Below are 21513 nucleotides of genomic sequence, written 5' to 3' on the forward strand. Positions count from 1 at the left end.
TGGGTGCTTACTGTGCTGCCGGGCTGAGCGGCACATGGGTGGTGCAGGCGCAGTCGCCGTTGACGATGGTCGCCAACCGCTGCACGTGGGTGCCGAGCAGCTCGGACATGGCCTGCTGCTCGGCCTCGCAGAGCTCCGGGAACTCCTCGGCGACGTGCGACACCGGGCAGTGGTGCTGGCAGATCTGCACGCCCCGGATGGGGCCGCCGACCTCGGCGGTGCTGGTGACGTATCCGGCGCGGGTCAGCGCCTCGGCGATCCGACCGGCCGCGGCCTCGACCGCGGCGTCGTCGGCGCCGTCGGCGGCTGCGACGCCGTCGAGGATGGCGTCGATGCGACGACGGGCGAAGACCCGGACAGCGTCCTCGCCGCCGATTTCGCGGAGCTGGCGGATCGCGGCGGAGGCCAGGTCGTCGTAGGCGTGCTCCAACTTGGCCCGGCCCGCGGCGGTCAGCAGGTACCGCTTGGCGGGGCGGCCCCGGCCGACCTGCTGCCAGGACTCGGCGGCGACCGCCTGGGCGTCACCGGCGTCGGTCAGCGCGTCGAGGTGCCTGCGCACGCCCGCCGCCGAGATGCCGAGCCGCTCCGAGATCGCGCCGGCGGTGACCGGCCCGGATTCCAGCAGCAGCCGAACAATGGCCTGACGGGTGTCACCGTCGCCGGGCGCGCACGCCGCCCCGGCGGCCGCCTCAGCAGCCCCGGGCGCGACCACGCGAGCGCCGGAACGGATTTTCACAACACCAGTGTGACGCAATTCGAATGGGCCCGTCTAGCAAGGTCACCCTTACCCCGTTGCCGGTATTGCCCGCCCCCGCAGGTGGTTAGGCTGCCAGGGTGCCACGCAAGTCGCTGAGTTCGTCGATCGCCCAATGGCACGGCGATGAGCGCACCATCGGGCGCCCACTGAACACCGGCGAACTCACCGCGCTGCGCCGCACCCGGCTCTTCGGGGCCACCGGCACCATGCTGATGGCCATCGGCGCGCTGGGCGCCGGCGCCCGGCCGGTCATCCAGGACCCGACGTTCGGGGTCCGGGTGCTCAACCTGCCGTCGCGCATCCAGACCGTCGCGCTGACCATGACCACCACCGGCGCGGTGATGATGGCGCTGGCCTGGCTGCTGCTGGGCCGATTCACCGTCGGCAAACGCCGGATGACCCGCAGCCAGCTGGACCGCACCCTGATGCTGTGGATGCTGCCGCTGCTCATCGCCCCGCCGATGTACAGCAAGGACGTCTACTCCTACCTGGCGCAGAGTGAGATCGCCCGCAACGGGCTGGACCCGTACAAGGTGGGCCCGGCCACCGGGCTCGGCCTGGACCACGTGTTCACGCTCTCGGTGCCGAGCCTGTGGCGGGAGACACCCGCGCCCTACGGGCCGCTGTTCCTGTGGATCGGGCGCGGCATCTCCGAACTCACCGGCGAGAACATCGTCGCCGCCGTGTTGTGTCACCGGCTCGTCGTGCTGATCGGCGTCGGGCTGATCATCTGGGCGGTGCCCCGGCTGGCCCGGCGCTGCGGAGTCGCCGAGGTCAGCGCCATGTGGCTGGGCGCGGCCAACCCGCTGCTGCTGATGCACCTGGTGGCCGGCATCCACAACGAGGCGCTGATGCTCGGGCTGATGCTGGCCGGCGTGGAACTCGCGCTGCGCGGCGTGGAGTCCCGGCGACGACTGGTGCCGCAGCCACCGAGCTGGCCGACCGACCGCGCCGCGCTGCGGCGCTGGCTGCCGGTGCTGGAACTGGTGGCCGGCACCGTGCTGATCGCGATGAGCAGCCAGATCAAGCTGCCGTCGCTGTTGGCCGTCGGGTTCGTCGCGATGGCGCTGGCGCACCGCTGGGGCGGCACCGTGCGCGCGTTCTTCACCGCCAGCGCAGGGTTGGGCATGCTGTCGATCCTGGTCATCGTGGCGATCGGCAAACTCAGCGGTCTGGGCTTCGGCTGGCTGTTCACCCTGGGCACCGCCAACGTGGTGCGCAGCTGGATGTCCCCGCCGACGCTGCTGGCCCTGGGCGCCGGGCAGATCGGGATCTTCCTGCGCCTCGGTGACCACACCACCTCGGTGCTGGCGCTGACCCGCGCCATCGGCGTGCTGCTGATCGCGATCGTGGTGACCTGGCTGCTGCTGATGGTGCTGCGCGGCAAACTGCACCCGGTCGGCGGGCTCGGGGTGGCCCTGGGCGCGACGGTGCTGCTGTTCCCCGTCGTGCAGCCCTGGTACCTGCTGTGGGCGATCATCCCGCTGGCCTGCTGGGCCACCCGGCCGAACTTCCGCCGGGCGGTGATCGGATTCACCCTGTTGGTCGGGATCTTCGGGCCGACGGCCAACGGCGACCGGTTCGCGTTGTTCCAGATCTTCGACGCCACCGTGGCCAGCACCGTCATCGTCGCGTTGATCATCGCCTGCACCTACCGCCGGCTGCCCTGGCGGAGGCTGCCGCCGACCGCTCCGGTCGACGACCCGGTTCCACCCGACGAGGCGGTTCCGGCGGCCAAGTAGGCTGCTTGCTCGTGAGTTCGGCATCAGATCGCCCGGTCGTGCGGCTGCGCGGGGTGGATAAGCGCTACGGCGACACCCTGGCCGTTTCCGGGCTGGATCTCGACGTGGCGCCCGCCGAGGTGTTCGCGCTGCTGGGCCCCAACGGCGCCGGCAAGACCACCACCGTGGAGATGTGCGAGGGCTTCGTGCGCCCGGACGCCGGGACGGTCGAGGTGCTCGGCCTGGACCCGCGGGCCGACAACGAGGCGCTGCGCCCCCGGATCGGCGTCATGCTGCAGGGCGGTGGCGGTTACCCGGCCGCCCGCGCCGGAGAGATGCTGCGGCTGGTCGCCGCGTATTCGGCAAATCCGCTGGACCCGGACTGGCTGCTGGACACCCTCGGCCTGACCGACGCCGCCCGCACCACCTACCGTCGGCTCTCCGGCGGTCAGCAGCAGCGCCTGGCGCTGGCCTGCGCCATCGTCGGCCACCCCGAACTGGTGTTCCTCGACGAGCCGACCGCCGGGATGGACGCGCATGCCCGACTGGTGGTGTGGGAGCTGATCGACGCGCTGCGCCGCGACGGGGTGAGCGTCGTGCTGACCACCCACCACCTCAACGAGGCCGAGGAACTGGCCGACAGGATCATGATCATCGACCACGGCAAGACCGTCGCGGCCGGCACCCCGGCGGAGCTGACCCGGGCCGGCGCGGAAGACCAGCTGCGGTTCTCCGCGCCGCCGCGGCTGGACCTGGCGCTGTTGACCTCCGTGCTGCCGGAGGGGTACCGGGCCAGCGAGATCAGCACCGGCGAATACCTGGTGGAAGGCAATATCGACCCGCAGGTGCTGGCCACCGTCACCTCCTGGGCGGCGCGGCTGAACGTGCTGGCCACCGGGATGCGGGTGGAGCAGCGCAGCCTCGAAGACGTCTTCCTGGAGCTGACCGGACGGGAGCTGCGATGACCATGTTGTTCCCACCGGGCACCTTCGCGCCGGACCCGCGGCCCTCGACGCCGGCGCAGATGCTGCGCGCGCAGTACTCGCTGGAGCTCAAGCTGCTGCTGCGCAACGGCGAACAGCTGCTGCTGATCATGTTCATCCCGATCACCCTGCTGATCGGGCTCACCCTGCTGCCCCTCGGCGACGTCGGGCCGGACCGGGTCGGGGTGTTCACCCCGGCGATCATGGCGCTGGCGGTGATCTCCACCGCGTTCACCGGGCAGGCCATCGCGGTCGCGTTCGACCGCCGTTACGGCGCTCTGAAACGCCTCGGCGCCACCGCGCTGCCGGTGTGGGGCGTCATCGTCGGCAAGCTGCTGGCGGTGGTGACGGTGGTGTTCCTGCAGGCGGTGCTGCTCGGCGCGATCGCGTTCGCCCTCGGCTGGCGGCCGTCTCCGGCCGGGCTGGCGCTGGGCGCGCTGGTGATGGGTGTGGGCACCGCGTCGTTCGCCGCGATGGGGTTGCTGCTCGGCGGCACCCTGAAGGCCGAGATCGTGCTGGCGGTGGCCAACCTGGGCTGGTTCGTCTTCGCCGGCCTGGGCGCGCTGGTGCTGCCCTCGGGCGACGGGCTGGTGCCGGCGCCGGTGCGTGAGATCGCCCGACTGACCCCGTCGGGCGCGCTGACCGAAGGGCTGAGCCTCGCGACGGGCGCGGCGTCGCTGAGCTGGTTCGCCCTGGGCGTGCTGCTGGTCTGGGGCGTGGTCTGCGGCGTGGCGGCGCGGCGCTGGTTCCGCTTCACCTGATTTCAGCTGTGCTTCGGCTTCGGCTGGGTTCAGCGCAGCGTCGGCAGCAGGTGTTCGAGCTGCCCGACCTCCTCGATATTGTGCGTCACCCAGGCCCGGGCCATCGCATCGGGAAACCTGCGGGTCAGCACGTAGTTCACCGGGGTGAGCGCTTTCGCGCGGGCCCCGATGTCCAGCACGGACACGTAGTGCGTGCCGCCCGGGCCCGCCGACCAGGTGTGCTCCAGCTGGAAGATCTGGACGCCGGCGAGCCGCTGGACGAGCCGGATGCCGGTGCGGTCGAGTTTCTCCACCCGGTCCACGACGTCGACGGCGAACTCCTCGCGGCCCCCGAAGCGCTCCACGATGCGGAACCGGGCGCCCTCGGCCGCGCCGCCGCCGGGAGCGGGTTTGGCGAGTTCCCAGCGGAGGTGGTCCAGCGGATGCCAGGCCAGGTAGCGATCGATCACCTGCTCGCCGTACCGCATGGTCCCGCCGAGATTTTCAAACCAGGCCAGCACCTCGTCGGGGGTGACCCCGGCCAGCGGGCGGTGGTCGATGGTGACGCGCCGCCGCAGGTGCGGATGGCGGTGGTATTCGACGCGCGCGGTGTCGACGGCGCGCAACGGGTAGAGCACGGGGCGCGTGTGCAGGTCCATGAACATCCTTAGATACGTTTACGTTTCTTATTTGCCAGGGTAAGCTTGCGCGTTAAGAAACGCAATCGTCTCTTCTGGGGGTGCGCATGACCCGACGACGCGGCGCCGAACTCGAGGCCGCCATCGCCGACGCCGCATTGGCGGTGCTGGTACAGCGCGGCGCGGCCGGGGTGACCATGGAGGCCGTCGCCGCCGCGGCCGGCACCAGCAAGGCCGTGCTGTACCGACGCTGGCCGGACAGCGCCGCGCTGCTACGTGCCGCACTGCTGGGCGTCGCGCAGGCCGCCATCCCCACCGCCGACACCGGCAGCTACCGCGGCGACATGCTCGCCGTGCTCGACGGCTGGGTGAACGTCTTCACCGGTCCGCGCGCCGCGCTGATGCGCGCTGCCGTCGGCGCCATGGCCCAGGACCCCGAACTCGCCGAGACCTTCCGGTCCGGGGTGATCGACTGGCGCAAACACGAGATGGACGAACTGCTGCGCCGGGGCATGGCACGCGGAGATGTGCGCGCCGACGTGCCCGTCGAACTGGCCCGCGAACTCGGCCAGAGCGTGCTGTGGCACCGGCTGCTGATCACCGGCGACCCGATTTCCCGGGAACTGGCCTTGCGCCTGGTCGACGACGTGCTGGTCCCGTTCGTCTCCCCGCCTACTACGGCCGGTAGTTAGCCCGCCTCGGCGCTGAACTACCATCACGGGGTGGGCATCGGACGGACATTTCTGCGACTGGTGGACCTGCTGCCGCTGCCCAGCCTGCGCACCCAGAAGATCATCGCCGCGCTCGTGGTGCTGTCGCAGTGCCTGATCTCGGTCACCGGCGTCGTCGTCCGGGTCACCGCATCCGGGCTGGGCTGCCCCACCTGGCCGCAGTGCTTCCCGGGCAGCTTCACTCCCATCCCGCACCCCGAGGTGGCCGGCATCCACCAGGCCGTCGAGTTCGGCAACCGGATGATCACCTTCGCGGTGGTGCTCACCGCGGCGGCCGCGGTGCTGGCGCTGACCAGGGCCCGTCGTCGCCGCGAGGTGCTGGTCTACGCGTGGCTGATGCCGGCGTCCACCGTGCTGCAGGCCGTGATCGGCGGCATCACCGTGCTGACCGGCCTGCTGTGGTGGACCGTCGCCATCCACCTGCTGGTGTCGATGACGATGATCTGGCTGGCCACTCTCCTGTATGTGAAGGTCGGCGAGCCCGACGACGGCCTGCCCGCCCGCCAGTACCCGCGCGCGCTGCGCGGGCTGTCCGCGCTGACCGGCGTGGTGCTGGCGCTGGTGCTGGTCACCGGCACGCTGGTCACCGCCGCCGGCCCGCACGCCGGGGACAAGAGCCTGGAGCGCCCGGTGGAGCGGCTGAACGTCGAGATCACCACGCTGGTCGGCATGCACAGCGCGCTGCTGGTGGCCTACCTGTCGCTGCTGGTCGGGCTCGGATTCGGGCTGCTGGCCGTGAAGGCCCCTTCGGCGGTTCGGCTGCGGCTGCTGGTGCTGGTCGGGCTGGTGGCGACGCAGGGCGTCGTCGGCGCCGTGCAGTTCAACCTGGGTGTGCCGGAGGCGCTGGTCGCCCTGCACGTCGCGTTGGCCACCGCGTGCACCGCGGGCACCGCCGCGGTTTGGGGCGTCGGGGTCACCCGGCGGGTTCCTGTGCCGGTGGGGGCCGACGTCCAGGCCGCGCGGACCGAGGCCGCCCCGGCCTGAGGCCCTACTGTCTGGGCGGGACTATCGAGTGAGAACTGTGGGCGGCCAGTGAGAACTCCTGGCGGAGGCGTCATCGACTGAGAACTCTGGTCGGCTGGTGAGAAACGACGTCGCTTGGTGAGACGTGGCGGCGGCCATTTTCATCGACTGAGACATGACGTACACGTTGAGCGAGTAACCCCCACCCGTACCTCTCAGTCGATGAAAAACCCGTCCCAGGTTTCTCACTGACGTACCTGAGTTCTCACCGGCCGCCTCCATGTCTCAGCCGAAAGGCAAGGCCGCCAACAATTCTCACCAGTGTGCGTGGTTTCTCACTCGATGACCGAGCACATAGCCTCGCAACAGCGAACCTGGGCGGTCGAGCCTATTTAGGCAGCACGTCGGTGGCCCGGTGCGTCATCGGGCCCAGGCCGAGGCGCTCCAACGCGTCCTCCACCGCGAGGGCGAACCCGCGCTGCTTGAGCTCGCGCACCTCGCGGCTCTGCTGTGTCCAGCCCAGGCTGGGTTCGACGAGCTCCAACTCCAGCAGCGTCGCGTCCGCCGCCCCACCGATCACGTCGACCCGGGCGTAGAGGAACGCCGCGGCGTCGGTCTCCAGGTGCGCAGCCGCGGCGGCCAGCGCCCGACGGCCGAACTCCCACATCCGCGGGTCCGGCTCGGCGCCCCGCAGGTTCTCCGCGGCGAACGTGCCGGACGGGTCCAGCTCGAAGGACTGTCCGGGCGGCGGCAGCATCGGGCCCTTGAGGAACGCGTGCGACGGCTCGCCGGCGATGAACACCATCGCGGTCTCCCCCGCCTCGATGCGCCGGTCATACGGCTGCACCATCACGGTCTGACCGTTGTCGTGCATCTCGTCGGCGTGCTCGCGGGCCGCGGTGTGACCCCGGAAGCGTTTCGCGCCAATCGATCCCGCGCCGACGGCCGGCTTGATCACCACTTCCCCGCCGGGCAGGTGCAGGGTCTGGTCCGGCTCGAAAAACTCGGTCTCCACCACCCGCACCCCGGACACCGCCAGATCGTGCAGGTAACGCTTGTCGGTGTTCCAGGCCACCACCTCCGGCGCGTTGAGCAACGCCTTCACCCGGCGGGTCCAGGACAGGAACTCATCGAGGCGCTCGGTGTAATCCCAGGTGGCGCGCAGGATCACCAGATCGGCGTCCAGGGTATGCGGGTCATCCCAGGGCAGCCAGTGCGCGTGTAGCCCGCGCTGGCGCAGCACCTCGACCAGGCCGTCGTCGTCACCGTCACTGGCGGGCAGCGCCTGGCAACCGGCCAACACAATCCGCGGATGGAAAACCTCAGGGCGCGCCAACTTCACCCCGGTGATGTTACTGAAGCATGATGGACGTCATGCACGCGATTGAAGTCGCCCAGCACGGCGGCCCCGAAGTCCTGCAGTACGTCGAGCGTTCGGCGCCCGAGCCGGGCCCCGGCGAGGTGCTGATCAAGGCCGAAGCCATCGGGGTGAACTTCATCGACACCTACTTCCGCTCCGGGCTCTACCCGCGGGAGACCCCGTTCGTCGTGGGGTCCGAGGTGTGCGGCACGGTCGCCGCGGTCGGCGAGGACGTCGCCGCGCTCACTGTCGGCGACCGGGTGGTGACCGCCAACGCCGTCGGCGCTTACGCCGACTACTGTCTGGCCCCGGCCGATTTCGTCGCCTACGTGCCCGAGGGCGTGGCCGCCGACGCGGTGGCCTCCGCGCTGCTCAAGGGTATGACCGCGCACTACCTGATCACGTCGGTGTACCCGGTGGGCCCGCAGGACACCGTGCTCGTGCACGCCGGCGCAGGCGGGGTCGGGCTGATCCTGACCCAGTGGGCGGTCAGCCTGGGCACCAAGGTCATCACCACCGCCTCCACCGCGTACAAGGCGGAACTGTCCCGGGAGGCCGGGGCGATCGCGGTGCTGGACTATCCCGACGATCCGGCCGAGTTCGCCGAGCGGATCCGGGAGCTGACCGGTGGGCGCGGGGTCAACGCGGTGTACGACGGGGTCGGGAAGTCCACCTTCGACGCCAGCCTGGCCAGCCTCGCGGTGCGCGGCACGCTGGCGCTGTTCGGGGCCTCCTCAGGCCCGGTGCCGCCGGTGGACCCGCAGCGGCTGAACGTCGCCGGCTCGGTGTACCTGACCCGGCCGAGCCTCGGGCACTTCACCCGCACGCCCGACGAGTTCGCCTGGCGGGCCGGGGAACTGATGGACCAGATCGCCTCCGGCACGGTGAACATCACCCTCGGCGGGCACTACCCGCTGGCCGAGGCGCAGCGCGCGCACGAGGATCTGCAGGACCGCAAGACGGTGGGCTCGATCGTTTTGATCCCGTAGGTCTGTGCGCAATCCCCGAGGTCTGTACGCAGCCGATCACTCGCGCAGAAATTGAGCCGCGAGCGATCGCCTACGTACGCGGCGCGGTGTACCAAACCGAGCGCTCGGTGGGTTGGGGGTTCGCGACCGCTCGGTCAGGTACAGACCCCGGCGTACACAGCCGAGCGCTCGTGATGGGCACCGCCCGCTAGCGCTGGGTTACGCGCGCTAGCGCTGGGTTACGCGCGCGAGTTCAGGAGGCGTACAGCGACAGCAGCGTCGGCAGGTCCAGCGCGGAGTCCACCGCCAGCGCGACGAACACCGCAGACAGGTAGTTGTTGGACTGCAGGAAGAGCTTCAGCGGCTTGACCGGCTCACCACGGCGCACCCCGGCCTGCAGCTTGTGCGCCAGCCAGAGGAACCACCCGCCGGCCAGCAGCGCCACCACGGTGTACAGCCAGCCGGTGGCCGGGACCAACGCCAGCGTCGCGATCACCGTCAGCCAGGTGTAGATGACGATCTGGCGGGTCACCTGCGCCTCGGTCGCCACCACCGGCAGCATCGGGACCCCGGCCGCGGCGTAGTCCTCCTTGTAGCGCATGGCCAGCGCCCAGGTGTGCGGCGGCGTCCAGAAGAAGATGATCAGGAACATCACGATGGCCGGCCACTGGATGGTCCCGGTCACCGCCGACCAGCCGATCATCACCGGCATGCAGCCCGCGGCCCCGCCCCACACCACGTTCTGCGAGGTGCGGCGCTTGAGCAGCAGGGTGTAGACGAAGACGTAGAAGGCGATGGTCGCCCCGGCCAGGTGCGCCGACAGCGCGTTGGCGAAGTGCCACAGCCAGAAGAACGACGCCACCGAGATCGCCAGGCCGAAGATCAGCGCGTGGGTGCGGGGCACGCTGTCGCGGGCCAGCGGGCGACGCTCGGTGCGCTTCATCAGCTTGTCGATGTCGGAGTCGGCGACGCAGTTGAGCGTGTTCGCGCCCGCGGCGGCCAGCATGCCGCCGAACAGGGTGTTGAGGATCAGCAGCGGGTCGACGCTGCCGCGGTGCGCCAGCAGCATCGCCGGAATGGTGGTGACCAGCAGCAACTCGATGACACGAGGCTTGGTCAGAGCGATGTACGCCCACACTTTCGAGCGGATGCGCCCACCGGTCGCCGGCACGGCTTGATCGGCGTGAACTTTCACCACGGGGCTGACTCCTCGGCGCATAAGACGCGCAACAGCGCGTCTACTACAGAGCATGGTAGACCGCGGCGCCCAGCGCCCGAAACCCGCGTGAGGAAAATGCTTCGGGCGGCATGCGCGAGGGGCCCCCGGGCGATTAGGGTTTACCTCAGCGGCCTAGCGCGACGACGCGCTCCCGCCATGTCTACAAGGAGATCGCCTGTGACCATTGCGGAGGAAATCGCCGCGCTCACCCAGCCCCACCACCCGGCCGATTGGACCGATGTGGACACCCGCGCGGTGGACACCGCCCGGGTCCTGGCCGCCGACGCCGTGCAGAAGGTGGGCAACGGCCACCCCGGCACCGCGATGAGCCTGGCCCCGCTGGCCTACACGCTGTATCAGCGCCAACTGCGCCACGACCCCACCGACCCGCACTGGATCGGCCGCGACCGGTTCGTGCTGTCCTGCGGGCACTCCAGCCTCACCCAGTACGTCCAGCTGTACCTGGGCGGGTTCGGCCTGGAGCTGGGTGACCTGGAAGCGCTGCGGACCTGGGACTCCAAGACACCCGGGCACCCGGAGTACCGGCACACCAAAGGCGTGGAGATCACCACCGGCCCGCTCGGCCAGGGCCTGGCCTCGGCCGTCGGCATGGCGATGGCCAGCCGCTACGAACGCGGCCTGTTCGACCCCGACGCCGCGCCCGGGACCAGCCCGTTCGACCACTTCGTCTACGTGATCGCCTCCGACGGCGACATCGAAGAGGGCGTCACCAGTGAGGCCAGCTCGCTGGCCGGCGTCCAGCAGCTGGGCAACCTGATCGTGTTCTGGGACGACAACCGGATCTCCATCGAGGACGACACCGCGATCGCGCTGTCCGAAGACGTCTGCGGGCGCTACCACGCCTACGGCTGGCATGTGCAGCAGGTCGACGGCGGCGAGAACGTCGCCGGCATCGAGGAGGCCATCGCGGCCGCCAAGGCCGAGACCGGCCGGCCGTCGTTCATCGCGCTGCGCACCGTCATCGGCTACCCGGCCCCGACGAAGATGAACACCGGTGGCATCCACGGCTCCGCCCTCGGCGGTGACGAGGTCGCTGCCACCAAGACCTTCCTCGGCTTCGATCCGGAGAAGTCCTTCGAGGTGACCGACGAGGTCATCTCCCACACCCGGTCGCTGGCAGACCGCGCGAAGACCGTGCGCGCGGACTGGCAGGAAGGCTTCGACGCCTGGGCGGCGCGGGAGCCCGAGCGCAAGGCGCTGCTGGACCGGCTGGAGGCCGGCGAGCTGCCCGAGGGCTGGACCGAGGCGCTGCCGAGCTGGGAGGTCGCAGACAAGGGCCCGGCCACCCGTGCCGCCTCCGGCGCGGTGCTCGGCGCCATCGGCCCGGTGCTGCCCGAACTGTGGGGTGGCTCGGCGGATCTGGCAGGCTCCAACAACACCACCATCAAGGGCGCGAAATCCTTTGGCCCGTCGACGATTTCGACGTCGACCTGGTCGGCGGAGCCGTACGGCCGGACGCTGCACTTCGGCATCCGCGAGCACGCGATGGCCTCGATCCTGTCCGGCATCGTGCTGCACGGCCCGACCCGCGCCTACGGCGGCACCTTCCTGCAGTTCGCCGACTACATGCGCCCGGCGGTGCGGTTGGCCGCGCTGATGGACATCGACCCCATCTACGTGTGGACCCATGACTCCATCGGCCTCGGCGAGGACGGCCCGACGCATCAGCCGATCGAGCACCTCGCCGCGCTGCGCGCCATCCCGAACCTGTCCGTGGTCCGCCCGGCCGACGCCAACGAAACCGCGCACGCCTGGCGCGCGGTGCTCGAACGCGGCAGCGCGAGCGGCCCGGTCGGGCTGATCCTGACCCGGCAGAACGTGCCGGTGCTCGACGGCACCGACGCCGACGGGGTCGCCCGCGGCGGCTACGTGCTGGCCGGCGACGCCGAGGGCGCCGACGTGCTGCTGATCGGCACCGGCTCCGAGGTGCAGCTGGCCGTCGCGGCGCGCGAGCAACTCGCTGCCGAGGGCGTCAACGCCGCCGTCGTCTCACTGCCCTGCCTGGAGTGGTTCGACGCCCAGGACCAGGCGTACCGGGACGCGGTGCTGCCGCCGTCGGTCACCGCCCGGGTGTCGGTGGAAGCCGGCATCGCCATGCCGTGGCACCGCGTCGTCGGAGCGCACGGCGAGATCGTCTCCATCGAGCACTACGGGGCCTCCGCGAGCGACAAGGTCCTGTTCGAGAAGTTCGGCTTCACCCCCGAAGCCGTCGTCGCCGCCGCCAAGCGCAGCATCAGCAGCACCGGAAAGGCATCCTCATGACCCAGAACCCGAACCTGGCCGCACTGTCGGACGCCGGCGTGGCCGTCTGGCTCGACGACCTGTCCCGCGACCGGCTGCAGACCGAAAACCTGCAGCAGCTCATCGACACCCGCAGCGTGGTCGGCGTGACCACCAACCCGTCGATCTTCCAGGCCGCGCTGACCAGCGGCACCGCCTACGACGCGCAGGTCGCCGAGCTGGCCTCCCGGGGCGCCGACGTGGACGCCACCATCCGGACCGTCACCACCGACGACGTCCGCAATGCCTGCGACGTGCTGGCCAAGGCCTTCGAGGCCTCCGGTGGCGCCGACGGCCGGGTGTCCATCGAGGTGGACCCGCGGCTGGCCCACGACACCGAGAAGACCGTGCTGCAAGCCGTCGAGCTGTGGAAGATCGTCGACCGGCCCAACCTGCTGATCAAGATTCCCGCCACCCTGGCCGGGCTGCCCGCGATCACCGCCGTCATCGCCGAGGGCATCAGCGTGAACGTGACGCTGATCTTCTCCGTCGAGCGGCACCAGGCGGTGATGGACGCCTACCTGGCCGGGCTGGAGCAGGCCCGCGAGGCCGGCCACGACCTGCGCAAGATCTTCTCCGTCGCCTCCTTCTTCGTGTCCCGGGTGGACACCGAGATCGACGCCCGGCTGGAGAAAATCGGCACCGCCGAGGCGCTGGCCATGCGCGGGCTGGCCGGCGTCGCGAACGCCCGGCTCGCCTACGCCGCCTACCAGGACGTCTTCGAGACCGGCGCCCGGTTCGGCGCGCTGGCCGACGTCGGCGCCAATGTGCAGCGTCCGCTGTGGGCGTCCACCGGGGTGAAGAACCCGGACTACCCGGACACCCTGTACGTCACCGAACTCGTCGCCCCCGACACCGTCAACACCATGCCGGAGAAGACCCTGGAGGCCGTCGCCGACCACGGCGTCATCACCGGGGACACCATCACCGGCGCGCAGCGCCAGACCGTGGCCGGTGAGGTGTTCGACGGACTGGAGTCCGTCGGGATCGACCTGCGCGAGGTGTTCGACCTGTTGGAGACCGAGGGCGTCGACAAGTTCGAGAAGTCCTGGGAAGAGCTGATCGCGGCGGTGCAGGGGCAACTGGACGCGGCGCGCTGAGCACCGCGACGGACCGCCCTATGACGAACCCGCTGCGCGATCCCCGGGACCAACGGCTGCCGAGGATCCCGGGGCCGTGCGCCCTGGTGATCTTCGGTGTCACCGGCGACCTGGCCCGCAAGAAGCTGATGCCGGCGATCTACGACCTGGCCAACCGCGGGCTGCTGCCGCCGGCGTTCGCGCTGGTCGGGTTCGCCCGCCGGGATTGGGCCGATCAGCACTTCTCCGAGGTGGTGCGCGACGCCGTCGCCGAACACGCCCGCACCCCGTTCCGTCAGGAGGTGTGGGACCGGCTCGCCGAGGGCATCCGGTTCGTGCACGGCAGCTTCGACGACGACGACGCCTACGTCCGGTTGGCCGAGAAGCTGGCCGAGTTGGACGCCGAGCGCGGCACCGGCGGCAACCACGCGTTCTACCTGTCCATCCCGCCGGCCGCGTTCCCGCTGGTCTGCTCGAAACTGTCCGAATCCGGGCTGGCCGCCACCCACCCCGACGGCGACGGCGGCGAGACCTGGAGCCGGGTGGTGATCGAGAAGCCGTTCGGCCACGATCTGGCCTCCGGGCAGGCGCTCAACGCGGTGGTGAACTCGGTGTTCCCGGAGTCGTCGGTGTTCCGCATCGACCACTACCTGGGCAAAGAGACCGTGCAGAATCTGCTGGCGCTGCGGTTCGCGAACCAGATGTTCGAGCCGATCTGGAACGCCAACTACGTCGACCACGTGCAGATCACCATGGCCGAGGACATCGGCCTGGGCGGCCGGGCCGGCTACTACGACGGGATCGGCGCCGCCCGCGACGTCATCCAGAACCATCTGCTGCAGCTGCTGGCGCTGACCGCGATGGAGGAGCCGGTGAGCTTCGCCCCGCGCGCGCTGCAGGCCGAGAAGATCAAGATCTTCTCCGCCACCAGCCTGATCGAGCCGCTCAGCGAGAACACCGCCCGCGGCCAGTACGCCGGCGGTTGGCAGGGCAGCCAGCAGGTCGTCGGGCTGCTCGACGAGGACGGTTTCTCCCCCGCGTCCAAGACCGAGACGTTCGCCGCGATCGCGCTGGAGGTCAACACCCGGCGCTGGGCCGGGGTGCCGTTCTATCTGCGCACCGGCAAGCGGCTGGGCCGACGTGTCACCGAGATCGCGCTGGTGTTCAAACGCGCGCCGCACGGCCCGTTCGACACCGCGATGGGCGCCGACATCGGCAAGAACGCCCTGGTGATCCGGGTGCAGCCGGACGAGGGCATGACGGTGCGGTTCGGCTCCAAGGTGCCCGGGCACCTGATGGAGGTCCGCGACGTGAACATGGACTTCTCCTACGGCGCGGCGTTCGCCGAGGAGTCCCCGGAGGCCTACGAGCGGCTCATCCTCGACGTGCTGCTCGGTGAGCCGTCGCTGTTCCCGGTCAACGAGGAAGTCGAAATGTCCTGGCGCATCCTGGATCCCGCGCTGGACCATTGGGCCCGCGCCGACGCAGGCGGTAGCGGCCCGGAGCCGTACGCGCCGGGCGGGTGGGGTCCCGAATCGGCGCATCAGATGCTGCGCCGGACCGGACGGGAGTGGCGTCGCCCATGATCATCGATCTCCCCGACACCACCACCAACGCCGTCAACGCGCGGCTGCTCGCGATCAGCGAGGAACTGGGCGCCTCGGCGATGGGCCGGGTGCTGACCCTGGTGATCGCCCCGGACACCGACGCCACCATTGAGGACTCCATCGCCGCGGCCTGCTACGCCAGCCACGAGCACCCCTGCCGGGTGATCCTGGTCAGCCCGGCCGACCGGCTGGCCGACACCCCGCGGCTGGACGCCCAGATCCGCACCGGCGCCGACGCCGGGGCCGGCGAAGTGGTGGTGCTGCGACTGTCCGGCGCGCTGGCCCGGCAGTCGGCCAGCGTCGTCGTCCCGTTCCTGCTGCCCGACACCCCGGTGGTGGCGTGGTGGCCCGACGTCGCGCCATCGGTGCCCGCCGACCACCCGCTCGGCAAACTGGCGGTGCGCCGCATCACCGACGCGACCCGCGCGGTGGACCCGCTGGCCGCGATCCGGTCCCGGCTGGTCGGGCACCGCGCCGGCGACACCGACCTGTGCTGGGCGCGGGCCACCTACTGGCGCGCGTTGCTGGCCGCGGCCGTCGACCAGGCTCCCGGTCAGCAGATCCGCTCGGTGCTCGTCGCCGGCCGCAAGGGTGAGCCGGCGCTCGACATCATGGCCGGCTGGCTCGCCGCCCGGCTGAGCGTCCCGGTGCGCCGCGCCGTCAGCGACGATCCGCGGGTCGAGCTCAACACCGGCGCGGAGACGGTCACTCTGAGCCGTCCGCAGGACGGCCTGACCGCGACACTGAGCCGCACCGGACGGCCCGACGCGCTGCTGCCGCTGGCCTACCGGGGCACCCCGGATTGCCTGGCCGAAGAGCTGCGCCGACTGTCCGCCGACGAGATCTACGCCGAAGCGTTGCGCGGGCTGGATCAGGTGGAGTACGTATAGGCCATGGAGGTCCGGGTATTCACCGATCGCGGGGCGCTGGCCGACGGCGCCGCCGACCTGCTGGCCGAGCAGATGGCGGCGGCGGTGCGGCGGCGCGGCCGCGCCGACATCGTGCTAACCGGCGGGAGCGTCGGGATCGCGGTGCTCGCCGGTCTGCGGGACCGCGCGGTGGACTGGTCGTCGGTGCATCTCTACTGGGGTGACGAGCGCTACGTCCCCGCCGACGATGACGACCGCAACGCCAAGCAGGCCGCCGAGGCGCTGCTGGACCACATCGACATCCCGCCCGGGAACGTGCACCCGATGGCGTCATCGGACGGGCAGTTCGGCGACAACCTCGACGCGGCCGCCGCCTCCTACGAGCGAGTGTTGGCCGCACAGTCCGAGAAGGGCGCTCCCACACCGGATTTCGATGTGCACCTGCTCGGTATGGGCGGCGAAGGCCACGTGAATTCGCTGTTCCCGGACTCCCCCGCGGTGCGCGAGGCCGCACGCTTCGTCGTCGGCGTGGAGGACTCCCCCAAGCCGCCGCCGCACCGGCTGACCCTGACCCTGCCCGCGGTGCGCCGCGCCGCCCAGGTGTGGCTGACGGTGGCCGGCGCCGACAAGGCCGAGGCGGTGGCCGCCGCGGTGGGCGGGGCCGCGGCGACCGACATCCCGGCGGCCGGCGCGATCGGCCGCGAGCGCACACTGTGGCTGCTCGACGAGGAAGCGGCGGGTTTGCTGCCTCCCCAGGTTCGCGGCGGGGTTTAATAACCCCATGGCGGACAAGACCGGCGCGGCGAAGCGCCCCACCCAGCAGCGGCTCAGGAGCCTGGCGCAGGCCGCCATGAACGCCGACCAGACCGTCGGGCAGCTCGACGGCGTGATCGGCGGGCTCGGCGGCACACTCAATGAGCTCAACGCGTCGCTGCAGGGACTCAACGAGACCCTCGAGCGGCTCAACGGCACCATCGAGCGCCTCGACGCGCTGTCGGACAACCTGCTCGGCGTCGGCGACCGGCTCAACGACGTGGTGGACCGGGTGGAGAAGCTGCTCGGCGTCGGCGAGGTCGCGGTACAGCCGCTGTCGGCCACCGAAAACGCCGTCCGCAACGCGATCAACGCCGTCCGCAGCGCGACGGGGATCTAGACGCCTACCCCGAGTTGATGGGGCAGGCCCGCCGCGCAAAGCCTCCGTTCCTCCGGCTTTGCTTGCGACCTACCCCGAGTTGATGGGGCAGGCCCGCCGCGCAAAGCCTCCGTTCCTCCGGCTTTGCTTGCGACCTACCCCGAGTTGCGTAGCGCCGTGGCCAGGCCGCTCATGGTCATCAGAATGCCGCGCTGCACCAGCTCGTCCTCGTCGCCGTCGCGGTAGCGGCGCAGCAGTTCGACCTGCAGGTGATTCAGCGGCTCCAGGTACGGGAACCGGTTGAACACCGAGCGGGCCAGCGCCGGGTTGTCCGCCAGCAGGTCGTCGTAGCCGGTGATCGCCTTGAACATCTCGATGCAGCGGTCGTGCTCGGCGACGATCTTGGAGAACACCCGCTCGCGCAGCGCCTCGTCGGGCACCAGTTCGGCGTAGCGGGCGGCCAGGCCCATGTCTGATTTGGCCAGCACCTGCGCCATATTCGACAGCACGGTGGCGAAGAACGGCCAGCGCCGGTACAGGTCGGAGAGCACCTCGAGCCGGTCCTCGCCGAGTTTCTCGCCCTCGGCGATGTAGTCCGCGAACGCGGTGCCGGTGCCGTACCAGCCGGGCAGCATCACCCGCGACTGGCTCCAGGCCAGCACCCACGGGATGGCGCGCAGGTCGGAGATCTTGGTGGTCTGCTTGCGCGAGGTGGGCCGGCTGCCGATGTTCAGCGCGCCGATCTCGCTGACCGGGGTCGACGTCTCGAAGTACTCGACGAAGCCCGGGGTGCGGTGCACCAGGTCGGCGTAACACTCCCGGGCGCGGGCGGCCAGGTCGTCGAGCACCGCGTAGGCGGCCTCCGCCCGGTCGCCGAGCCCCTCCACGTCGAGCAGGGTGGACTCCAGCGTCGCCGCCACCAGGGTTTCCAGGTTGCGCCGGGCCATCTTCGGCTCGGCGTACTTGGCGGCGATCACCTCACCCTGCTCGGTGAGCCGCAGGGAGCCGCGCACCGCGCCGGGCGGCTGAGCCAGGATCGCGTCGTAGCTGGGGCCGCCGCCGCGCCCGACGGTGCCGCCGCGGCCGTGGAACAGCCGCAGCCGGATGTCGTTGCGCGCCGCCATGTCCACCAACTCCAGTTCGGCGCGGTACAGCGCCCAGTTGGCGGCCAGGTAGCCGCCGTCCTTGTTGGAGTCGGAGTAGCCGAGCATGACCTCCTGGCGGTCACCGCGGGCGGCCACGATGCCTCGGTACAGCGGCAGCGCCAGGGCGGCGTCCATGATGTCCGCGCCGGCCTGCAGGTCCTCGATGGTCTCGAACAGCGGCACGATGCCGACCGGCGCGTATCCGGAGGCGGCGTCGAGCAGCCCGGCTTCCTTGAGCAGCAGGGCGGCCTCCAAGAGGTCCGACACCGACTGGCACATCGAGATGATGTAGTTCGGGATCGTTTCCGGCCCGTAGACGGCCACCGCCTCGGCGGCGGCGCGGACGATGCCGAGCTCCTTTCGGGCCAGCTCGGACAGGTCGTCGTCGGGGCGGGTCAGCGGCCGCCGGGTGGACAGTTCGGCGGTCAGCAGCGCCACCCGCTCGTCCTCATTCAGGGACCGGTAATCCGGGTGCGCGCCGGCGAACGCGAGCAGTTCGGCGACGACCTCCTCGTGCATGTCGGAGTTCTGCCGCATGTCCAGGCCGCACAGGTGGAAGCCGAACGTGCGCACCGCTTCCCGCAACTGCGCCAGCCGGTCGTCGGCCAGCAGGGCGTCGCCGTGGTCGCGCAGCGAGGTGTCCACAACGTCCAGATCGGCCAGCAGTTCGGCGGCGCTGCCGTAGCGCGGCAGCCCCAGCTCGCGCAGGTTGGGCGGCCGGTCGTCGAGGATGGTCTTGGCGGTGGCGGTGAGCCGGCCGTGGATGGCGCGGACCGCGCGGCGGTAGGGCTCGTCGGCCCGCAGCGGCTGGTCCACCTGGTCGGCCAGCGCGGTGAGCTCGTCGCTGACGGTGACCAGCCGCGCCGACAGCGGCAGCTCGATTTCCAGCGCCGTCAGCTCGGTCAGGTAGTGGCCGAACGCCATGCAGGCGGCCCGGCCGGTGGCCTGGCGCACCACCCCGGCGGTGACATTGGGGTTGCCGTCGCGGTCTCCGCCGATCCACGAGCCGGGCCGCAGGATCGGCTGTGCCAGCAGGTCGGCCCCGGGCCAGCGGTCCCGCAGCTGATCGCGGACCTCGGCGTTGACGGCCGGGATCACCTCGAAGAACGCCGCCGGGTAATAACGCAGGCCGGATTCGATCTCGTCGGTGATCCGCAGCCGGGACAGCCGCACCAGCGCGGTCTGCCACAGCCGCAGGATGTGCCGGCGCAGCTCCAGCCCGAGGTCTTTGCCGTCGGCGGTGCGGGTGCTGCCGGGGACGCGGGCGCGCATCAACTCGGTGATCCGGTTCTGCGTCTCGAACACGGTGCGCCGACGGGTTTCGGTGGGGTGCGCGGTGATCACGGGCGCCACCAGCGCCCCGGCCAGCAGTTCGGTGACGGTCGCGGCGTCGATCTCGGCGGCGTCGAGTTTGGCGTAGGTGGCGGCCAGGCTGGAGTCCTGCGGCGGATCGCCGGCGGCGATGTGGACGGCGCGGCGGCGTTCCCGGTGGATGTCCTCGGCGACATTGGCCAGCAGCGCGAAGTCGGTGAACGCGCGGATCACCGGGACGGCCTTTGCGGTGTCCACGCCGCTGAACAGCGCCGTCATCTCGGAACGGTCGATCTCGGAACGGCGCACCCGGAACGCCTCGACGCGGGCCCGCTCGACCAGGTCGAAGACATCCTCACCGCTGTGCTCGCGGACGGTGTCGCCGAGGATGTCGCCGAGCAGCCGGATGTCGTCGCGCATGGGTTCGGTGGCCTCGCGGCCGGTCTGGGTGCGTCGCACCGAGCCGAACGGTTCCAGAGAGAAATCGTTATCGGGCATGACGACCAGTATTGACGGTGCGGGCGGAGAGCGCAGAACGAGCCCCCGGCGGTTCAGCGAGGCTCGGCGGAGTTCGCACGCGAGTAACGCCAGGAGGACGGCTGGGCGCTCCCGACGCACGCCAGTGACGCCAGGACGACAGGCGCGTTCGCCAGTTACCTGGGGACGTTCTGAGGGACGATTTTCGTCCTGCTGTCACTGGGGATCGCGCGGACCGTCCTGAGGTCACTGGCGACGAAAGCTGCGATGCCACCTGGTGACTGATGTGGGCGATCAGCGCCTGAAACGTCACCAAAACAGGGCGACGTCGCAGGATTCTGCGACGTCTGGGACTTCCGGTATCCCTGGGGCTACTGGTATTTGATGCTCAGGCCCATGGCCACGATGCTGACCACCCAGATGCCGATCACGAAGTAGGTCAGCCGGTCCAGGTTCTTCTCGACCACGGTGGAGCCGGACAGGCTGGACTGCACGCCGCCACCGAACAGGGTGGACAGGCCGCCGCCCTTGGCGCGGTGCAGCAGCACCAGCAGCACGACCAGCACGCTGGTCACCAGAAGCAGTACCTGGAGGGCGGTTTCCATGGCGGTTACCCTACCTGGTCACCGCCGCGGCCAGCGAAACCGCCACCCATTACAACACCGGCCACAGCAGCCGTCGGGCCACAGCGGATCGCCGGTTACGGCAGCGGGCCGCCCGCCGCGATCGCGGCGATCTGGGCGAACTGCTCGCCGTCCAGCGACGCGCCACCGATCAGCCCGCCGTCGATGTCGGCCTGGGCGATCAGCTCGCCGACGTTCTTGGCGTTCATCGAGCCGCCGTAGAGCACCCGCACCGACTCCGCGATCTGCGGCGTGGCGATATTGGCCAGCTCGGCGCGGATGGCGGCGCAGACCTCCTGGGCGTCGGCCGCGCTGGCCACCCGCCCGGTGCCGATCGCCCACACCGGCTCGTAGGCGATCACCGAGGCCGCGATCTGCTCGTGCGACAGACCCGCCAGCGAGCCCTGCAGCTGTGCGACATTCCAGTCGATGTGCTCACCGATCTCGCGCACCCCCAGCGACTCGCCGATGCAGATGATCGGGGTCAGGCCGTGCCGCAGCGCGGCGGCGGCCTTCTCCGCGACCAGGGCGTCGGTCTCGTGGTGGTAGGTGCGCCGCTCGGAGTGCCCGACGACGGCGAACGTGCAGCCCAGCTTCGCCAGGAACGCGCCACTGATCTCACCGGTGTAGGCCCCGGAGTCGTGCACGGAAACGTCCTGCGCCCCGTAGGTCAGCCGCAGCTTGTCGCCGTCGACCAGGGTCTGCACGCTGCGCAGGTCGGTGAACGGCGGGATGACGGTGACGTCCACCCGGTCGAAGTACTTCTCCGGCAGCGAGAAGGCGATCTTTTGCACCAGGGCGATGGCCTCGAAATGATTGAGGTTCATCTTCCAGTTGCCGGCGATGAGCGGCGTACGGGCCACCATTGAGTCCTAACTCTCGAAGCGCG

General features: G+C 70.5%; 19 protein-coding genes. 12 read left to right on the forward strand and 7 right to left on the reverse strand.

From position 1 onward, the window contains the following. Positions 1-7 precede the first annotated feature (7 nt). Complete coding sequence (locus tag L2Z93_RS10740; RefSeq protein ID WP_090585132.1) at positions 8-754, reverse strand: helix-turn-helix transcriptional regulator; 747 nt, start codon at positions 752-754, stop codon at positions 8-10. 80 nt (positions 755-834) lie between these two features. Here L2Z93_RS10740 and mptB point away from each other — a divergent pair, with 80 nt between their 5' ends. From mptB to L2Z93_RS10755, 3 genes are read left to right on the forward strand one after another with little or no spacing between them, the layout of a single operon-like run. Continuing rightward, positions 835-2499 (forward strand): polyprenol phosphomannose-dependent alpha 1,6 mannosyltransferase MptB, encoded by a 1665-nt coding sequence (gene mptB, locus L2Z93_RS10745; protein ID WP_090585134.1) that lies wholly within the window; start codon positions 835-837, stop codon positions 2497-2499. A gap of 11 nt (positions 2500-2510) precedes the next feature. Continuing rightward, complete coding sequence (locus L2Z93_RS10750; RefSeq protein WP_090585136.1) at positions 2511-3443, forward strand: ABC transporter ATP-binding protein; 933 nt, start codon at positions 2511-2513, stop codon at positions 3441-3443. Then, on the forward strand, positions 3440-4222 hold the full coding sequence (locus tag L2Z93_RS10755; RefSeq protein WP_090585138.1) for an ABC transporter permease: 783 nt from the start codon (positions 3440-3442) through the stop codon (positions 4220-4222). Before L2Z93_RS10750 ends, L2Z93_RS10755 begins: the two co-directional genes overlap by 4 nt. Before the next feature lie 29 nt (positions 4223-4251). On the opposite strand, the gene L2Z93_RS10760 is transcribed toward L2Z93_RS10755, so the two are convergent. Then, positions 4252-4860, reverse strand: coding sequence for a hypothetical protein (locus tag L2Z93_RS10760; RefSeq protein WP_090585208.1), 609 nt, complete (start codon positions 4858-4860; stop codon positions 4252-4254). Between the two features lie 86 nt (positions 4861-4946). Between L2Z93_RS10760 and L2Z93_RS10765 the strand changes: the two genes are divergently transcribed. Beyond that, positions 4947-5531, forward strand: a complete 585-nt coding sequence (locus L2Z93_RS10765; protein ID WP_090585140.1) for a TetR/AcrR family transcriptional regulator — start codon at positions 4947-4949, stop codon at positions 5529-5531. Between the two features lie 30 nt (positions 5532-5561). Further along, entirely contained in the window at positions 5562-6554 is a 993-nt protein-coding gene (locus L2Z93_RS10770; RefSeq protein WP_090585142.1) for a COX15/CtaA family protein, read from the forward strand. A 367-nt stretch (positions 6555-6921) separates the two neighbouring features. On the opposite strand, the gene L2Z93_RS10775 is transcribed toward L2Z93_RS10770, so the two are convergent. Then, positions 6922-7875 carry an ATP-grasp domain-containing protein gene (locus tag L2Z93_RS10775; RefSeq protein WP_090585144.1) on the reverse strand — a complete coding sequence of 318 codons (954 nt, stop codon included), beginning with the start codon at positions 7873-7875 and terminating at the stop codon, positions 6922-6924. Between the two features lie 32 nt (positions 7876-7907). Here L2Z93_RS10775 and L2Z93_RS10780 point away from each other — a divergent pair, with 32 nt between their 5' ends. After that, positions 7908-8882 carry a quinone oxidoreductase family protein gene (locus L2Z93_RS10780; RefSeq protein WP_162561843.1) on the forward strand — a complete coding sequence of 325 codons (975 nt, stop codon included), beginning with the start codon at positions 7908-7910 and terminating at the stop codon, positions 8880-8882. Positions 8883-9114: 232 nt separating this feature from the next. Here the strand turns inward: L2Z93_RS10780 and L2Z93_RS10785 are convergent, their stop codons facing one another. Beyond that, the gene (locus L2Z93_RS10785) at positions 9115-10113 is read right to left on the reverse strand and encodes a heme o synthase (RefSeq protein WP_409347456.1); all 999 of its coding nucleotides are present in this window, start codon (positions 10111-10113) and stop codon (positions 9115-9117) included. 144 nt (positions 10114-10257) lie between these two features. Here L2Z93_RS10785 and tkt point away from each other — a divergent pair, with 144 nt between their 5' ends. The 6 genes from tkt to L2Z93_RS10815 are packed head-to-tail and all read left to right on the forward strand — an operon-like array spanning position 10258 to position 17089. Continuing rightward, positions 10258-12363 (forward strand): transketolase, encoded by a 2106-nt coding sequence (gene tkt, locus L2Z93_RS10790; protein ID WP_090585148.1) that lies wholly within the window; start codon positions 10258-10260, stop codon positions 12361-12363. After that, the gene (tal, locus tag L2Z93_RS10795) at positions 12360-13481 is read left to right on the forward strand and encodes a transaldolase (RefSeq protein WP_090585150.1); all 1122 of its coding nucleotides are present in this window, start codon (positions 12360-12362) and stop codon (positions 13479-13481) included. The genes tkt and tal overlap by 4 nt, the downstream gene beginning before the upstream one ends. 20 nt (positions 13482-13501) lie before the next feature. Then, positions 13502-15046: a glucose-6-phosphate dehydrogenase gene (zwf, locus tag L2Z93_RS10800; protein ID WP_162561844.1), complete on the forward strand. Its 1545-nt coding sequence runs from the start codon at positions 13502-13504 to the stop codon at positions 15044-15046. Then, positions 15043-15957 carry a glucose-6-phosphate dehydrogenase assembly protein OpcA gene (opcA, locus tag L2Z93_RS10805; protein WP_090585212.1) on the forward strand — a complete coding sequence of 305 codons (915 nt, stop codon included), beginning with the start codon at positions 15043-15045 and terminating at the stop codon, positions 15955-15957. The genes zwf and opcA overlap by 4 nt, the downstream gene beginning before the upstream one ends. A 3-nt stretch (positions 15958-15960) precedes the next feature. Continuing rightward, positions 15961-16710, forward strand: a complete 750-nt coding sequence (pgl, locus tag L2Z93_RS10810; protein ID WP_090585154.1) for a 6-phosphogluconolactonase — start codon at positions 15961-15963, stop codon at positions 16708-16710. A 7-nt stretch (positions 16711-16717) separates the two neighbouring features. Further along, on the forward strand, positions 16718-17089 hold the full coding sequence (locus L2Z93_RS10815; protein WP_090585156.1) for an ATPase: 372 nt from the start codon (positions 16718-16720) through the stop codon (positions 17087-17089). 134 nt (positions 17090-17223) lie between these two features. Here the strand turns inward: L2Z93_RS10815 and ppc are convergent, their stop codons facing one another. The 3 genes from ppc to tpiA form a co-directional block, all read right to left on the reverse strand. After that, a complete protein-coding gene (gene ppc, locus L2Z93_RS10820; RefSeq protein ID WP_090585158.1) occupies positions 17224-20022 on the reverse strand; it encodes a phosphoenolpyruvate carboxylase in 2799 nt (932 codons plus the stop codon). Positions 20023-20372: 350 nt separating this feature from the next. Further along, complete coding sequence (secG, locus tag L2Z93_RS10825; RefSeq protein WP_090585160.1) at positions 20373-20606, reverse strand: preprotein translocase subunit SecG; 234 nt, start codon at positions 20604-20606, stop codon at positions 20373-20375. A gap of 95 nt (positions 20607-20701) precedes the next feature. Continuing rightward, positions 20702-21487 carry a triose-phosphate isomerase gene (gene tpiA, locus L2Z93_RS10830; RefSeq protein WP_090585214.1) on the reverse strand — a complete coding sequence of 262 codons (786 nt, stop codon included), beginning with the start codon at positions 21485-21487 and terminating at the stop codon, positions 20702-20704. Positions 21488-21513 lie beyond the last annotated feature (26 nt).

This window comes from Mycolicibacterium brumae (genome assembly GCF_025215495.1).
Lineage (GTDB): Bacteria > Actinomycetota > Actinomycetes > Mycobacteriales > Mycobacteriaceae > Mycobacterium > Mycobacterium brumae.

Bases quoted from the DNA above. Each gene is read 5' to 3' on its own strand.
- opcA (WP_090585212.1), top strand. From the start codon at position 15,043: ATGATCATCGATCTCCCCGACACCACCACCAACGCCGTCAACGCGCGG.
- L2Z93_RS10785 (WP_409347456.1), bottom strand. From the start codon at position 10,113: ATGCTCTGTAGTAGACGCGCTGTTGCGCGTCTTATGCGCCGAGGAGTC.
- secG (WP_090585160.1), bottom strand. From the start codon at position 20,606: ATGGAAACCGCCCTCCAGGTACTGCTTCTGGTGACCAGCGTGCTGGTC.
- pgl (WP_090585154.1), top strand. From the start codon at position 15,961: ATGGAGGTCCGGGTATTCACCGATCGCGGGGCGCTGGCCGACGGCGCC.
- zwf (WP_162561844.1), top strand. From the start codon at position 13,502: ATGACGAACCCGCTGCGCGATCCCCGGGACCAACGGCTGCCGAGGATC.
- L2Z93_RS10755 (WP_090585138.1), top strand. From the start codon at position 3,440: ATGACCATGTTGTTCCCACCGGGCACCTTCGCGCCGGACCCGCGGCCC.
- L2Z93_RS10760 (WP_090585208.1), bottom strand. From the start codon at position 4,860: ATGGACCTGCACACGCGCCCCGTGCTCTACCCGTTGCGCGCCGTCGAC.
- L2Z93_RS10815 (WP_090585156.1), top strand. From the start codon at position 16,718: ATGGCGGACAAGACCGGCGCGGCGAAGCGCCCCACCCAGCAGCGGCTC.
- L2Z93_RS10780 (WP_162561843.1), top strand. From the start codon at position 7,908: ATGCACGCGATTGAAGTCGCCCAGCACGGCGGCCCCGAAGTCCTGCAG.
- L2Z93_RS10765 (WP_090585140.1), top strand. From the start codon at position 4,947: ATGACCCGACGACGCGGCGCCGAACTCGAGGCCGCCATCGCCGACGCC.
- ppc (WP_090585158.1), bottom strand. From the start codon at position 20,022: ATGCCCGATAACGATTTCTCTCTGGAACCGTTCGGCTCGGTGCGACGC.
- tal (WP_090585150.1), top strand. From the start codon at position 12,360: ATGACCCAGAACCCGAACCTGGCCGCACTGTCGGACGCCGGCGTGGCC.